Origin of the sequence: Burkholderia sp. WP42 (genome assembly GCF_000745665.1) — a bacterium.
Taxonomy (GTDB): Bacteria; Pseudomonadota; Gammaproteobacteria; order Burkholderiales; family Burkholderiaceae; genus Burkholderia; species Burkholderia vietnamiensis.
In genome coordinates, this window is sequence record NZ_JQJT01000022.1 from 102,473 (window position 1) to 117,309 (window position 14,837).

Sequence of the window (14,837 nt, forward strand, 5' to 3'; positions counted from 1 at the left end):
TTGAATGAGTCTGATGTAAATGGGGGTTGATCGTTGCGCGCCGCGCGCCCGGCTCAACCGGGCAGTGCGAGTTTCAGCGCAGCCAGGAGGCGTGCGTTTTCGTCCGGGGAACCGACGGTCAGTCGCACGCATTCGGCCAACAATGGGTGCATTTTACTCACGTTTTTGATCAACACCCGCTCGGTGAGCAATGCATCGAACACGGCGGCCGCATCGGGCACGCGCACCAGCAGGAAATTGCCGGCGCTCGGGAACACGGTCACGCCCGGCAGCGCGGCGACCGCCTGCGCGACGCGCGTGCGTTCCGCACGCAGCTCGGCTGCCTGCGCGTCGAGCACGTCGAGGTGGTCGAGCAGGAAATCCACGGTCGCCTGCGTCAGCACGTTGATGTTGTACGGCGGGCGCACCTTGTCGAATTCGGTCAGCCACGCGGGCAGCCCGGCGAGATAGCCGAGGCGGATCCCGGCGAGCCCGAGCTTCGACACCGTGCGCATCACGACGACGTTGTCGAACTCGGCCGCGCGCGGCAGCCACGAGTGCTGCGCGAACGGCTGGTACGCCTCGTCGATCACGACGAGGCTGTGCCGCGCAGCCGCGATGATCCGCTCGACGTCGGCTGCGTCGTACAGCGTGCCGGTCGGATTGTTCGGGTACGCCAGATAGACGAGCGCCGGCCGGTGCTCGGCGATCGCCGCGATCATTGCGTCTGCGTCGAGCGTCAGGTCGGCCTTCAGCGGCACGCCGACGAACTCGAGCTGCGCGAACTTCGCCGACAGCTCGTACATCACGAAGCCCGGCACCGGCGCGAGCACCTTCGCGCCCGGCTTCGCGCAGGCGACCGACATCATGCTGATGATCTCGTCGGAGCCGTTGCCGAGCAGCACGTCGCACGCGGCCGGCACGCCCATCGTGCGGCGCAGCTTGTCCAGCAGCGCACCGGGGCGCGGCGCCGGGTAGCGGTTCAGCGCGACCTGCGCGAGGCGCTCGCCGAGCGCGGCGGCGAGCGGCGCGGGCAGCGAATACGGGTTCTCCATCGCGTCGAGCTTCACGAAGCCGCTCGCGTCGGGCACCGGGTAGCTCGTCATCGCGAGCACGTCGCGGCGGATGATGTCTTGTGGCGTGGTCATGGTGTCCAGCCGGCGTGCGTCGCGCCGGCATCAAATGGTCGGCAAGGCGGCGGCTGCCGCCCTGCACGGAGTCTCCTCACGCTGCGGCGCCGATGCGTTCGCGTCGGCGCCGGCGCGTGTCATCCCCTCATCCGCAGTTCGGCGCTGCGCGCGTGCGCCTGCAGCCCTTCGCCGTAGGCGAGCTCGGAGGCGATCTCGCCGAGCGTCTGCGCGCCTTCGGCGCTGACTTCGATCACGCTCGAGCGCTTGATGAAGTCGTACACGCCGAGCGGCGACGAGAAGCGCGCGGTGCGCGAGGTCGGCAGCACGTGGTTCGGGCCGGCGCAGTAATCGCCGAGGCTCTCGCTCGTGTAGCGGCCGAGGAAGATCGCGCCGGCATGGCGGATCTGCTGGCCCCATTGCTGCGGCTCGAGCGCGGAAATTTCGAGGTGCTCGGGCGCGATGTCGTTCGCGATCCGGCACGCTTCGGCCATGTCGCGCACCTTGATCAGCGCGCCGCGCCCTTCGAGCGACGCGCGGATCACGTCCTGACGCGGCATCGTCGGCAGCAGCTCGTCGATCGCCTTCTCGACGCGCTCGAGGAACGCGCCGTCCGGGCACAGCAGGATCGACTGCGCGAGCTCGTCGTGCTCGGCCTGCGAGAACAGGTCCATCGCGACCCAGCTCGGATCGGTCGTGCCGTCGCACAGCACGAGGATTTCCGACGGGCCGGCGATCATGTCGATGCCGACCGTGCCGAACACGCGGCGCTTCGCCGATGCGACGTACGCATTGCCCGGGCCGCAGATCTTGTCGACCGGCGGCACCGTGGCCGTGCCGTACGCGAGCGCGCCGACCGCCTGCGCGCCGCCGATGGTGAACACGCGATCGACGCCGCCGAGCAGCGCGGCGGCCAGCACGAGGTCGTTCTTCACGCCGTCGGGGGTCGGTACGACCATCACGATCTCGCCGACGCCCGCCACGCGCGCCGGAATCGCGTTCATCAGCACCGACGACGGATAGGCGGCCTTGCCGCCCGGCACGTAGAGCCCGACGCGGTCGAGCGGCGTGATCTTCTGGCCGAGCACCGTGCCGTCGCTTTCCGTGTACTGCCAGCTGTGCGTGCCGCACTCGATCTTCTGCTTCTCGTGGTACGCACGCACGCGTGCGGCCGCGGCTTCGAGCGCCGCGCGCGCCTTCGGCGCGAGGCCGTCGAGCGCGGCCTGCAGCGCGTCCTGCGGCAGTTCGAGGGCGGCGACGCTGTCCGCGTCGAGCCGGTCGAAGCGGTTCGTGTATTCGAGCACCGCGGCGTCGCCGCGCGATTTCACGTCGGCGAGGATCTTCGCGACCGACTGCTCGATCGCTTCGTCCTCGCTCGCCTCGAAGGCGAGCAACGTACGCAGCTCGGCGTCGAAGCCGTCGCGCGTCGAATCGAGTTTGCGGATGGTGATGGCCATGGGAGTTCCGTTACGGTGATGCGCTCAGTTGCCATTCTGCGACGCGCGTTCGAACGCGTCGAGGAACGGCTTGAGCGCCGTGCGCTTCAACTTCAGCGCAGCCTGGTTCACGACGAGGCGCGACGAGATCGACATGATCTCCTCGACCTCGACCAGATTGTTCGCCTTCAGCGTGCCGCCCGAGCTGACCAGGTCGACGATCGCGTCGGCCAGCCCGACGAGCGGCGCGAGCTCCATCGAGCCGTACAGCTTGATGAGGTCGACGTGCACGCCCTTCGCGGCGAAGTGTTCGCGGGCCGTCTCGACGTACTTGGTCGCAACCCGCAGGCGCGCGCCCTGGCGCACCGCGTTCGCGTAGTCGAAACCGGCCGGCACCGCCACCGACATCCGGCAGCGGGCAATGTTCAGATCGATCGGTTGATACAGGCCCGAGCCGCCGTGCTCGACCAGCACGTCCTTGCCGGCCACGCCGAAATCGGCCGCGCCGTATTCGACGTAGGTCGGCACGTCGCTCGCGCGCACGATGATCACGCGCAGGTTCGGGTCGGTCGTCGGCAGGATCAGCTTGCGCGAGGTTTCAGGGTCTTCGGCCACCTGCACGCCGGCGGCTGCCAGCAGCGGCAGGGTTTCCTCGAAAATCCGGCCCTTCGACAGGGCGAGGGTCAACGGCGCGCTCATGCTTGGCTCCCGGAGAGGCGGCGCACGTTGGCGCCGACGGCGGTCAATTTCGTTTCCATGCGGTCGTAGCCGCGGTCCAGATGATAGATGCGGTCGACGAGCGTCTCGCCTTCCGCGCGCAGCCCGGCGATCACGAGGCTCGCCGACGCGCGCAGGTCGGTCGCCATCACGTTCGCGCCGGACAGCTTGTCGACGCCCGTCACGAGCGCGGTGTTGCCGTCGATCGTGATGTTCGCGCCGAGCCGGTTCAGTTCCTGCACGTGCATGAAGCGGTTCTCGAAGATGGTCTCCACGACCTGCGCCGTGCCCGACGCCACCGTATTGAGGGCCATGAACTGCGCCTGCATGTCGGTCGGGAACGCCGGATATTCGGACGTGCGGATCGTCACGGCCGACGGGCGGCGGTCCATCCGCACGCGCAGCCAGCTGTCGCCTTCGTCGATCGACACGCCTGCCTCGCGCAGCTTGTCGATCACCGCGTCGAGGATGTGCGGGCGCACGCCCGTCAGCATCACGTCGCCGCCGGCCGCCGCGACCGCGCACAGGAACGTGCCGGCCTCGATGCGGTCGGGGATCACCGAATGGCGCGCGCCGTGCAGGCGCTCGACGCCCTGGATCACGAGACGGTCGGTGCCGATGCCGTCGATTTTCGCGCCCATCGCGACCAGCAAGTGTGCGAGATCGCTCACTTCGGGCTCGCGCGCCGCGTTCTCGATCACCGTTTCGCCGTCAGCGAGCGTCGCGGCCATCAGCAGGTTTTCCGTCCCCGTGACCGTGATCATGTCGGTGACGATGCGGGCGCCTTTCAGCCGCTTCGCGCGCGCCTCGATGAAGCCGTGCTCGATGCTGATCTCGGCGCCCATCGCCTGCAGGCCCTTGATGTGCTGGTCGACCGGGCGCGCGCCGATCGCGCAGCCGCCCGGCAGCGACACCTTCGCCTCGCCGAAGCGCGCGAGCAGCGGCCCCAGCACGAGGATCGACGCGCGCATCGTCTTGACGAGCTCGTACGGCGCGACCAGGTTGTCGACGCGCGACGCGTCGAGCCGCACGCGGCAGCCGTCCGTTTCGCTCTGCACGCCCATCTGGTTCAGGACCTTCAGCGTGGTGCGCACGTCCTTCAGGTTCGGCACGTTGTCGAGCTCGACGGGCTCGGCGCTGAGCAGGCCCGCACAGAGAATCGGCAGCGCCGCATTCTTCGCGCCCGACACGACGATCTCGCCGGACAGCCGGCGGCCGCCTTCGATCACCAGCTTGTCCATCCCGTGTCCCTGCGATTCCCCGTTGGCGGCCGGGTGTGCCGTGGCGACGCTCTCGACGGCGTCGCGCTCGTTGGCGGTGACTTGCACTCAGTGGTTCCGGTTATGCGTTCTGCCATTCGGCGGGCGTCAGCGTCTTCATGCTGAGCGCGTGGATTTCCTGCTTCATGCGATCGCCGAGCGCCGCATAGACGAGCTGGTGCCGCTGGATCGGTCGCTTGCCTTCGAAGGCCGCCGACACGATCGTCGCGAAGAAATGCTGGCCGTCGCCTTCGACTTCCAGATGGGTGCAGGCGAGACCGCCGGCGATGTATTGCTTGACCTGTTCGGGAGTCGGCAACATGAGGGGCTCCTGTCGGCGCGCGCCGCCCGCGGCGGCCGCTGCCTGTCGATATCAATGACGCAGTTTGTAGCCGGTCGCGAGCAGCCGCATCGCGAACATCGCGAGCAGCACGAAGAAACCGGTGACGATCGCGAGGCTCTCGAGCGGGTTGATGTCGGACGCGCCGAAGAACCCGTAACGGAAGCCGTCGATCATGTAGAAAAACGGGTTGAGACGCGAGATCTCGCGCCACACGGGCGGCAGCGAGTGCGTCGAATAGAACACGCCGGACAGGAACGTCAGCGGCATGATCAGGAAGTTCTGGAACGCGGCGAGCTGGTCGAACTTCTCGGCCCAGATCCCGGCGATCAGCCCGAGCGTGCCGAGGATCGCGGATCCGAGCAGCGCGAACGCGATGATGAACAACGGCGCCGCGAAATGCATCGGGATAAACCAGATCGTCACGACGAACACGCCGGTGCCGACCGCGAGCCCGCGCACGACCGAGGCGAGCACGTACGCGCCGAAGATGTCCTTGTAGGACAGCGGCGGCAGCAGCATGAACACCAGGTTGCCGGTGATCTTCGACTGGATCAGCGACGACGAGCTGTTCGCGAATGCGTTCTGCAGCACGCTCATCATCACGAGGCCCGGCACCAGAAAGCTCACGTATTCGACGCCCGGGTACACCTCGATGCGGCCCGACAGCGCGTGGCCGAAGATCGTCAGGTACAGCAGCGCCGTGACGATCGGCGCACAGACCGTCTGGAACGACACCTTCCAGAAGCGCAGCAGTTCCTTGTAGAACAGCGTTTGAAACCCGCTCATGCCAAACCCTCGATGACCTCGGCCCCGTTCATCACCTGGACGAACACATCCTCGAGATCCGCCTTGCGGATCTCGATCTCGTCGAACGTGCAGCCGGCCGCGCGGCATTGCGCGAGGATGCGTTCGACATCGTCGTAGTTGGTGAGGCGCAGCAGATGCTCGCCCGGCGCGCGCGCGGCCGGATCGGTCTCCAGCCCGCGCAGCTCGGCGGGCAGCGCGCCGGTCGCGAGCCGCAGATACAGCTGCAGCCCCGCGAAGCGGCGCAGCAGCGCGTCGGTGCGGTCGAGCGCGACCACTTCGCCGCGACGCAGCATTGCGATGCGGTCGCACAGCGACTCGGCTTCCTCGAGGTAATGGGTCGTGAGGACGATCGTGTGGCCCTCGCGGTTCAGCCGCGAGATGAACTTCCACAGCGTCTGGCGCAGTTCGACGTCGACGCCGGCGGTCGGCTCGTCGAGCACGATCACGGGCGGCCGATGCACGAGCGCCTGCGCGACCAGCACGCGGCGCTTCATCCCGCCCGACAGCGCGCGCATGTTCGCATCGGCCTTCTCGGTGAGGTCGAGATTGGCCATCACCTCGTCGATCCAGTCGTCGTTGCGGCGCAGCCCGAAATAGCCGGACTGGATCCGCAGCGTCTCGCGCACGGTGAAGAACGGATCGAACACGAGCTCCTGCGGCACCACGCCGAGCGCGCGGCGCGCGCCGCGGAAATCCTTGACGACGTCGTGGCCGCGCACCGAAATGCTGCCTTCATCGGCCCGGGCGAGCCCGGCGAGGATGCTGATGAGCGTGGTCTTGCCTGCGCCGTTGGGGCCGAGCAGACCGAAAAACTCGCCTTCCTCGACCGACAGGCTGACGCCCTTGAGCGCCTGAAGCGACTTGTAGCGCTTCTTGACGTGACGGATTTCTATGGCTGACATGACTGTGCGCGGCGCAACGGCCGCGACGCCTATTCTGTGCTTGCTGCGAATGAAAACGGGGCCGGACGCCGATTGGCAGCCCCGCAAAACGCTTGATTATAGGGCAAACCGGCTGGTGGAGCCGGCGCCGACGGCGCGCGGCCCGAAGCGTGCGCGCGCCGGCTGGTGCGGCAGGCTTCGATCGGGCAGCGTCAATGTCGGCCGGTGCCGTCGAGCAGGGCGTCGACGCCATACGCGCGCGCGAGGCTCGCGAGCTTGGGAGGGAGGTTGACGATGTCGAGCGTCGTGCCGCGCGCTTGGGCGGCACGTTGCCAGGCGAGCAGCACGGCGAGCGCCGACGAATCGAACTGCGTCAGCGTCGCGCAATCGACGGCGCTCGCGCCCGCGTCGATGCGCGCAAGACCGTCCGCGAGCGCGGCCTTCGCGCTCGCGACGGTCATCGAGGAGCCGGCTTGGAAGCCGCTCACGACGCCTGCTTGCCGGCGGCAAGCTCCTGGTTGCGCTGCGTGAGGAACTTGATCAGGCCGTCCACGCCGCTTTGCTGGATCTTCTCGTTGAACTGCTGCTGATACGTCTGGATCAGCCACGCGCCGAGCACGTTGAGGTCGTACACCTTCCAGCCGTTGGCCGTCTTGTACAGGCGGTAGTCGATCTGCACCGGCTGGCCGTTGTTCATCGCGACCGTCTTCACGACGACGTCGGTGTCGGCCGGATCGGCGCGGAACGGCGGGTACTGGATCTGCTGGTCGGGCTTCAGCTGCGCGAGCGCGCCCGAGTACGTGCGGATCAGCAGCAGCTTGAACTGCTCCTGAACCTGCTGCTGCTGCTCGGCCGTCGCGGCGCGCCAGTTGCGGCCCATCGCGAGCTGCGTGGTGCGGCGGAAATCGGTGTACGGCAGGATGTCCTTGTTGACGATCGTGATGATGCGGTTGGTGTCGCCCTGCTTGATCGTCTGCTGCTTGACTTCATCGAGCACCTGCTGCGTCGCCGTCTTGATCAAACCCTGCGGATTCGACTGGTCGACTTGCGCGTGCGCCGCGCTGCCGAACGAGAACAACGTCGCGAATACGGGGATCAGGAACAGTTTTTTCATCGTAATGACCTGCGTGAATGAGTCGAGGCAAAGCTTTGAGCCGGTAGCTTACGCGCAAGTTCGCGCGCGCCACCGACTGAATCGTTTCCGGCTGTAACGAATGTAAGCGGCTCAGTGCAGCTTCTCAGTGCAGCTTGATGCTCGGGAAGCGGAAGCCGCCCGGCGACGGCGGCGTCATCTGCATCGCCGGCACGTTCGTCGCGCTCGCCGGGTTCGGCGCCTCGGCGGCGCCGGATGCCGGTGCCGCAATCGCCGCGCCCGACGCACCGGCCGGCGCGGTCGCGCCGCCGACGGCTGCGGCGCCGGCGGTAGCCGGAGCCGCGCCGTCGTCCGGCAGGTCGTACTTCGGCAGCGCATCGCTGCCCGACGCCGTGGCGGCTTCGCCGCGAGCGTTGTTGATCAGCATCTGGCGGCGCTGCAGATACGCGTTGCGGACGAACGAATACTTGTCGAGCGCGGCCGCGTCGAGCACGTCGCCTGCGCCGAGCAGGTTCGCACGCGTGTTCACGAGGTTCACGCCGAACAGGCCCCAGCTCAATCCGTCCGGCTTCACGTAGGTGAGCGGGTTGCCGATGTAGTCGACGCCGAGGCCCGCCGTGTCGCGCAGCGTGCTCGGGCCGAGCAGCGGCAGCACCAGGTACGGGCCGGCCGGCACGCCGTAGCGGCCCATCGTGACGCCGAAGTCGGCCGTGTGCTTCGGCAGTTTCGCGACCGTCGCGACGTCGAACAGGCCGCCGACGCCGAACACCGTGTTGATCACGACCCGCATGATGTCGCCCACCCCGTCGGCGATGCGCAGCTGCACGATGTTGTTCGCGGCGATGTAGACGTCGCCGATGTTCGAGAAGAAGTTGGTCACGCTGTCGCGCACCGGCTGCGGCACCACGTATTGATAGCCCTTCGCCACCGGCTTCAGCGCGTACGTGTCGACGGTGTCGTTGAACTTGTACATCGACCGGTTGAAGCCCTCGAGCGGATCGCCCTTGGTCGGCGTCTGCACGGTCGCGCAACCGCTCAACGCGGCGACTGCCGCCACGGCCAGCGCGGCATGTCTGATGCGGATCGTCTGCATGGTCATTACCCTCTTCTCTTGTTCTCGTGTGGTTATTGGGCGGCCGAGCCGGACACCGCGGAGGCCGGCACCGCCACCGGTGCAGGTGCGGGCGCGGCCGGTGCAGCCGGCGCCGCGGCGGCGGGCTTCGCGCCGCCCGCGTCGGCCGCCTTGCTGTACAGGAACTGGCCGATCAGGTTCTCGAGCACGATCGCCGACTGCGTCATCGTGATCGTATCGCCCGACTTCAACATTTCCGTGTCGCCGCCCGGATCGAGGCCGATGTACTGCTCGCCGAGCAGCCCGGACGTCAGGATCTTCGCCGACGAATCCTTCGGGAACTGGTATTGGCCGTCGACGTCGATCGTCACGACCGCCTGGTACGTGTTGGTGTCGAAGCCGACCGACTTCACGCGGCCGACCACGACGCCCGCGCTCTTCACGGCCGCGCGCGGCTTCAGCCCGCCGATGTTGTCGAATTTCATCCGCACCGAGTAGGTCGGCTGAAACGACAGCGAGCTCATGTTGCCGACCTTGAGCGCAAGGAACAGCACGGCAAGGAAGCCCACCACCACGAACAGGCCGACCCAGAAGTCGAGAGCAGTCTTTTTCATCGTCATTCCAAAATTTGGCTTGGCTGAGGCTTAGCTGAACATCAGCGCGGTCAGCAGGAAATCGAGGCCGAGTACGGCGAGCGACGCGAACACGACCGTCTTGGTCGTCGCGCGCGACACGCCCTCGGGCGTGGGCTTCGCTTCATACCCCTGAAACAGCGCAATGAAGGTGACGGCGAATCCGAACACGATGCTCTTGATCACGCCGTTGCCGACGTCGGCCCAGACCTCGACACCGCCCTGCATCTGCGACCAGAACGCGCCCGGATCGACGCCGATCAGCACCACGCCGACGAAATAGCCGCCGAGCACGCCGACCGCGTTGAAGATCGCCGCGAGCAGCGGCATCGCGATGATGCCGGCCCACAGGCGAGGCGCGATCACCGTCTTCAGCGGGTCGACGGCCATCATCTCGAGCGCGGTCAGCTGTTCGCCGGCCTTCATCAGGCCGATTTCGGCGGTCAGCGACGTGCCGGCGCGGCCCGCGAACAGCAGCGCGGTCACGACCGGCCCCAGCTCGCGCACCAGCGACAGCGCGACGAGCAGCCCGAGTGCCTGCTCGGACCCGTAGCGATTCAGCGTGTAGTAGCCCTGCAGCCCGAGCACGAAGCCGACGAACAGCCCCGACACGGCGATGATCACGAACGAGTAGTTGCCGAGGAAGTGGATCTGCTTGGTGACGAGCCGAGGCCGGCGCAGCAGCGGGAAGAATTCCAGCACGAGGCGCACGAACAACCGCGTGCCGTAGCCCGCGCGCTCGAGGCCGCCGATGACGTAACGTCCGATCGCGCTGATCATGCGCGTCCTCCGCCGAGCCCGAAATCCGCCGCCAGCGGCGCGCTCGTGTAATGAAATTTGTACGGGCCGTCCGGCGCGCCGTCGATGAACTGGCGCACGCTCGGATCGGTCGATGCGCGCAGCTCGGCCGGCGTGCCCTGCGCGAGCACGCCGCCATTGGCCAGGAAGTACACGTAGTCGGCGATCGCGAACGATTCGGGCACGTCGTGCGTGACGAGGATCGACGTCGCGCCGAGCGCCTCGTTCAGCGTGCGGATCAGGTTCGCGGTGATGCCGAGCGAGATCGGATCGAGGCCGGCGAACGGCTCGTCGTACATGATCAGCTCGGGATCGAGCGCGATCGCGCGCGCGAGCGCGATGCGTCGCGCCATCCCGCCCGATACCTCGGACGGCATCAGGTCGCGGGCGCCGCGCAGCCCGACCGCGTTCAGCTTCATCAGCACGAGATCGCGGATCAGGTCGTCGGGCAGGTCGGTGTGCTCACGCAGCGCGAACGCGACGTTCTCGAACACCGACATGTCGGTAAACAGCGCGCCGAACTGGAACAGCATGCCCATCTTGCGGCGCAGCGCGTACAGGCCGTCGCGCGTCTGGGCGCCGACGTCGGCGCCGTCGAACAGCACCTGGCCGCGGCTCGCGCGCACCAGGCCGCCGATCAGCCGCAGCACGGTCGTCTTGCCGCAACCCGACCCGCCCATCACGGCCACGACCCGGCCGCGCCCGAAGCGCATGTTCAGGTTCGACAGCACGAGGCGGTCGCCGTAGCCGAAGTCGACGTCGCGAAGTTCCAGCAGTGTGTCGGGAGGAGTGGGGCTCACGGAGCTGACAGTCCTTTTACGCAGAACGCCGAATTATAGGGCCTGCATCGGAATGATGTCGCGACGGCGTTTCGAGCCCTGCGGTCAACGATTGTCAAATTGTCGGGCAAACCATTGCTGCAACGCAATAACCGCCGCCCGATAATCGGCCGCGCCCGTGATGGCGCTGACCACCGCGACGCTGCCGACGCCCGTCGCCAGCACGTCCGGCAGCACGTCCAGGCTGACGCCGCCAATCGCCACCAGCGGCGCACGCGCCGCCGCGAAGCGCGCATAGCGCGCGATCCGCGCGAGGCCCTGCGGCGGCGCGGCGACCGCCTTGGTCGCGGTCGCGAACACGGGACCGAGCGCCAGATAGCTCGGGCGCTCGTGCAACGCGCGCAACATCTCGTAATAACCGTGGCTCGACAGTCCGAGCCGCAGGCCGGCCCGCGCGATGGTCGCGAGATCGGCCGTGTCGAGGTCTTCCTGGCCCAGATGTACGCCGTACGCGCCTTCTTCTACGGCGATCTGCCAGTGATCGTTGATGAACACGCGCGCATCCGGATAGCGCCGGCCTGCCGCCACCGCGCGCGCGATCTCGCGGCGCAGCGCGTCCGGAGTCGCGCCCTTGACCCGCAGCTGCACGGTGCGCACGCCGCAATCGAGCAGGCGTTCGACCCATTCGGCGTCGGGCACCACCGGATACAGGCCCAGTTGCGCCGGACACGGCGGGAACGCGGGCTCCGGCGCGGCCGGCAGGCCGGCTACGCGCGGGAATCGTGCCGGGTCGACGGGCCAGGGGTCCGCGTCGCCGGTTTCGTCGCCGTCGCGCCACGCCAGCGCGAGCACCAGCGCGTCGAGCGGCGCGAAGCCGCAATCGAGGAACGCCGCGAGCGCGGCGATCCAGTCGTCGGCGAGCGGATGGGCACCTTCGAGCGCATGGCGCGCGCCGGCGGCATGCAGCACCGCGCCGCGCTCGTCGAATTCGATCGCGACCGCGTCGGCGGACGCCGGGCGCGATGCGGCCGACGCGCGCACCTGGGCCGCCCGGTCGCCGGCCGACACGATCAGCACGTCGCCGTCGGCCGGCACGTCCGGCGCGGCGACGCAGATGCGCCACGGCGTCGCCGCGGCCGGCCAGTCGCCCAGGCGCGCGCGAATCCGCTCGGCCGCCTCGGCCAGTTCGTCGGCCGGCGGCCAGAACGCGTCGGCGAAGCGCGCGCTCATGCGCCGCCTCCGTCCTGGTGCCAGAACGGCATGCCGACGACCGGCGTGCTCGCATGCGCGGTCTCGCGGGCGTCCATCGGGCCGGCCAGGTATGCGGCGCGGCCGGCTTCGACGCCCTGGGCGAACGCACGCGCCATGATCTCCGGATGCGTGGCCTGCGACACGGCCGTGTTCAGCAGCACGCCGTCGAAGCCCCACTCCATCACCTGGCACGCATGCGACGGCACGCCGAGCCCGGCGTCGACGATCAGCGGCACGTCGGGCAGCCGTTCGCGCAGCACGCGCAGCCCGTACGGGTTCACGACGCCCTTGCCGGTGCCGATCGGCGCGCCCCACGGCATCAGCGCCTCGCAGCCGACGTCGAGCAGGCGGCGGCCGATCACGAGATCCTCGGTGCAGTACGGAAGCACCTTGAAGCCGTCCTTGACCAGTTGCGCGGCTGCCTCGATCAGCCCGACCGGGTCGGGCTGCAGCGTGTAGTCGTCGCCGATCAGCTCCAGCTTGATCCAGTCGGTGTCGAACACCTCGCGCGCCATGTGCGCGGTCGTCACGGCCTCGGCGACGGTCTGGCAGCCGGCCGTGTTCGGCAGCAGCGGCACCGCGTGGCGCTTGAGCAGATCGAAGAAGCCGGCCTCGGCTGTGCCGCCCGTCATCTGCCGGCGCAGCGCGACGGTCACCATCCCGGGGCGCGACGCGTCGATCGAATCGGACAGCGACTGCAGCGACGGATAGCGCGACGTGCCGAGCAGTACGCGGCTTGCGAAGGTTGCGCCGTAGAGCGTGAGTGCGTCGGCGGAAGTGTGGGACGTCATGTCGTTTTCCTGGAAGAGCGGGGGCAACGCGGCGACGCTCAGCCGCCTGCGACGGGATGCACCACGTCGAGCTTGTCGCCCGCCGCGAGTGCGCGCGCCGCATGCTGCGTGCGCGCGACGAACGTGCCGTTCAGCGCGACCGCGTACGGCGGGCGCGCGCCGTACGCGGCGAGCGCATCGGCGACGGTCGCGCCGTCGGGCAGCGTCAGGGTCTGCTGGTTGATCTGGATATCCATGAGGCTCGGTCGGATTCGGTCGGCGGCGCGCGTCAGGCCGGCTGGCGCGCGTCGTCGCGGTGATGAAGGAGCGTCGGCCAGCGCGCGGCGTCGCGCCACGCGGCAAACGCGTCGGCATCGGCGAACGCGCCGCCGAGCGCCGCCTGCGCGAGCGCGGCGGCCGCCTGCGCGACTTCCGGCGCGATCATGAAGCCGTGCCGGTACAGGCCGTTGACCGCGAGCGTCGTCGCGCCGTCCCAGATCACCGCGGGGCGGTGATCGGGCAGCGTCGGGCGGCACTGCGAATTCAGTTCGAGGATGCGCGCCTCGCCGAACGCCGGGTGCACGGAGAACGCCGCGCTCAGCAGCTCGAGCGCCGAGCGCACGCTGACGGGCGACATGTCCTCGCCTTCCACCTCGGTCGCGCCGATCACGTACAGGTCGTCCTGCTTCGGCGCGATGTACAGCGGATAGCGCGGATGCAGCAGCCGCACCGGCCGCGTGAGGCCGATGCCGGGCGCGTGCACGCGCGCGACTTCGCCGCGGATGCCGCGCAGCGCCGGCAGCGCCGGTTTCGCGCCGAGCCCGCGGCAATCGATCGTGAAATGCGCGTCGGGACGGTTCGCGTCGTCGATCGTCGCGTGCCAGTGCAGCTCGACGCTGCGTTGCGCGAGGCCGGCCGCCAGCGCGTGCAGCGCCTGCCGGTTGTCGAGCTGCCCTTCGCGCGGCAGCATCAGGCCGCGCGCGAAGCGGCCGGCGAGCGCGGGCTCGGCCGCATCCACCTGCGCGCCGGCCAGCGCCACGAAGCCGCCGTCGAACAGCTCGGCCGGCGCGTTCGCGCGCACGCGGCGCTCGAACAGCGGCGCTTCCGCGCGATCGGCGTGATGCCAGACGACCAGCGTGCCGCGATGCTGGAAGAACACGGGTTCCGGCAACTCGGCGAGCCATTGCGGCCAGCGCGCGAGCGACGCGACACCGAGCTCGGTGATCAGCAGCTCGGCGCTCGCCGCCTCGGCGACGGGCGCGAGCATCGCGGCGGCGATCCATGCGGCCGACTGCTCGCCGCCGGGGCCGCCGCGCTCGTACAGGGCGACGCGATGCCCGTCGCCGGCGAGTCGCCAGGCGACCATGCGGCCGACGAGGCCGCCGCCGAGTACCGCGAAATCCGGGCGCGACGCGCCGAGGTTCGACGTGCGGAGATTCATCGTGCGCCCTCCATGCGAAGCGCGCGGGCCTGAACGGCCGACGCAGGCGCGTGCGCGCCGCCTCGTGCAGACGCACGCGGCAGCGGATCGGGAACAGCGAAAAAGACTGAAGATTGAGCGGTCATCATTCCTTCCGTAACGCGCGATGCGCGTACCCAAAAGGACGAAACCGGCAGCAAAGGCCGGCCGGGCGGGACTCGGGCGCTGACCATGTGGGATGGCGGCCAGCGCGGCCCGGCGGGATCAGAAACTTCCCTCGCCGGTATTACCCGGATCGGGTGCGAAGGGTCTTTCTCAGCCTCGCAGCGCTGCCCGGAACTACCCGCGGCCGCACTCGAAGCACCCCTGTTTCGTCGTCGGCCATTAGACCATAAAAGCGGAAAGCGCCGCAAACTGTCCCCGTGCGGCAAATTCGCCCGTCGCAGCGCGCCGCTCTGGCACAATGCCCGCAG

The 14,837-nt window shown here is 68.7% G+C and carries 17 protein-coding genes and 1 riboswitch; all 17 genes read right to left on the reverse strand.

Annotated elements, in window-relative coordinates:
• Positions 1-53 precede the first annotated feature (53 nt).
• The 17 genes from hisC to EX20_RS14835 all read right to left on the reverse strand — a co-directional run bounded on the left by hisC (position 54) and on the right by EX20_RS14835 (position 14,385).
• A complete protein-coding gene (gene hisC / locus EX20_RS14755; protein ID WP_034193995.1) occupies positions 54-1,127 on the reverse strand; it encodes a histidinol-phosphate transaminase in 1,074 nt (357 codons plus the stop codon).
• A 119-nt stretch (positions 1,128-1,246) separates the two neighbouring features.
• A complete protein-coding gene (gene hisD, locus EX20_RS14760) occupies positions 1,247-2,563 on the reverse strand; it encodes a histidinol dehydrogenase (RefSeq protein WP_011883053.1) in 1,317 nt (438 codons plus the stop codon).
• A 24-nt stretch (positions 2,564-2,587) separates the two neighbouring features.
• The gene (gene hisG, locus EX20_RS14765) at positions 2,588-3,241 is read right to left on the reverse strand and encodes an ATP phosphoribosyltransferase (RefSeq protein ID WP_011883052.1); all 654 of its coding nucleotides are present in this window, start codon (positions 3,239-3,241) and stop codon (positions 2,588-2,590) included.
• Complete coding sequence (gene murA, locus EX20_RS14770) at positions 3,238-4,587, reverse strand: UDP-N-acetylglucosamine 1-carboxyvinyltransferase (protein ID WP_011883051.1); 1,350 nt, start codon at positions 4,585-4,587, stop codon at positions 3,238-3,240. Before murA ends, hisG begins: the two co-directional genes overlap by 4 nt.
• A gap of 13 nt (positions 4,588-4,600) precedes the next feature.
• Positions 4,601-4,840: a BolA family protein gene (locus EX20_RS14775; RefSeq protein WP_006477131.1), complete on the reverse strand. Its 240-nt coding sequence runs from the start codon at positions 4,838-4,840 to the stop codon at positions 4,601-4,603.
• A gap of 51 nt (positions 4,841-4,891) precedes the next feature.
• Positions 4,892-5,647: an ABC transporter permease gene (locus EX20_RS14780; protein ID WP_034193996.1), complete on the reverse strand. Its 756-nt coding sequence runs from the start codon at positions 5,645-5,647 to the stop codon at positions 4,892-4,894.
• Positions 5,644-6,570 carry an ABC transporter ATP-binding protein gene (locus EX20_RS14785; protein WP_011883049.1) on the reverse strand — a complete coding sequence of 309 codons (927 nt, stop codon included), beginning with the start codon at positions 6,568-6,570 and terminating at the stop codon, positions 5,644-5,646. Before EX20_RS14785 ends, EX20_RS14780 begins: the two co-directional genes overlap by 4 nt.
• A gap of 191 nt (positions 6,571-6,761) precedes the next feature.
• Positions 6,762-7,037: an STAS domain-containing protein gene (locus EX20_RS14790; protein WP_034193997.1), complete on the reverse strand. Its 276-nt coding sequence runs from the start codon at positions 7,035-7,037 to the stop codon at positions 6,762-6,764.
• Complete coding sequence (locus EX20_RS14795; protein ID WP_011883047.1) at positions 7,034-7,663, reverse strand: MlaC/ttg2D family ABC transporter substrate-binding protein; 630 nt, start codon at positions 7,661-7,663, stop codon at positions 7,034-7,036. The genes EX20_RS14790 and EX20_RS14795 overlap by 4 nt, the downstream gene beginning before the upstream one ends.
• Positions 7,664-7,787: 124 nt before the next feature.
• The gene (locus EX20_RS14800) at positions 7,788-8,735 is read right to left on the reverse strand and encodes an MlaA family lipoprotein (protein WP_011883046.1); all 948 of its coding nucleotides are present in this window, start codon (positions 8,733-8,735) and stop codon (positions 7,788-7,790) included.
• 32 nt (positions 8,736-8,767) lie between these two features.
• Positions 8,768-9,334, reverse strand: a complete 567-nt coding sequence (mlaD, locus tag EX20_RS14805) for an outer membrane lipid asymmetry maintenance protein MlaD (protein ID WP_034193998.1) — start codon at positions 9,332-9,334, stop codon at positions 8,768-8,770.
• Positions 9,335-9,358: 24 nt separating this feature from the next.
• Positions 9,359-10,126, reverse strand: a complete 768-nt coding sequence (mlaE, locus tag EX20_RS14810) for a lipid asymmetry maintenance ABC transporter permease subunit MlaE (RefSeq protein ID WP_011883044.1) — start codon at positions 10,124-10,126, stop codon at positions 9,359-9,361.
• Entirely contained in the window at positions 10,123-10,944 is an 822-nt protein-coding gene (locus tag EX20_RS14815; RefSeq protein ID WP_011883043.1) for an ABC transporter ATP-binding protein, read from the reverse strand. Before EX20_RS14815 ends, mlaE begins: the two co-directional genes overlap by 4 nt.
• Before the next feature lie 84 nt (positions 10,945-11,028).
• Positions 11,029-12,153, reverse strand: coding sequence for a thiamine phosphate synthase (gene thiE, locus EX20_RS30745; protein ID WP_034193999.1), 1,125 nt, complete (start codon positions 12,151-12,153; stop codon positions 11,029-11,031).
• Positions 12,150-12,965 (reverse strand): thiazole synthase, encoded by an 816-nt coding sequence (locus tag EX20_RS14825; RefSeq protein ID WP_011883041.1) that lies wholly within the window; start codon positions 12,963-12,965, stop codon positions 12,150-12,152. Before EX20_RS14825 ends, thiE begins: the two co-directional genes overlap by 4 nt.
• A gap of 38 nt (positions 12,966-13,003) precedes the next feature.
• Positions 13,004-13,201 carry a sulfur carrier protein ThiS gene (gene thiS, locus EX20_RS14830; RefSeq protein WP_011883040.1) on the reverse strand — a complete coding sequence of 66 codons (198 nt, stop codon included), beginning with the start codon at positions 13,199-13,201 and terminating at the stop codon, positions 13,004-13,006.
• Positions 13,202-13,233: 32 nt separating this feature from the next.
• Positions 13,234-14,385 (reverse strand): FAD-dependent oxidoreductase, encoded by a 1,152-nt coding sequence (locus tag EX20_RS14835; protein ID WP_034194000.1) that lies wholly within the window; start codon positions 14,383-14,385, stop codon positions 13,234-13,236.
• 234 nt (positions 14,386-14,619) lie between these two features.
• A riboswitch (TPP riboswitch) is annotated at positions 14,620-14,742 on the reverse strand.
• Positions 14,743-14,837 lie beyond the last annotated feature (95 nt).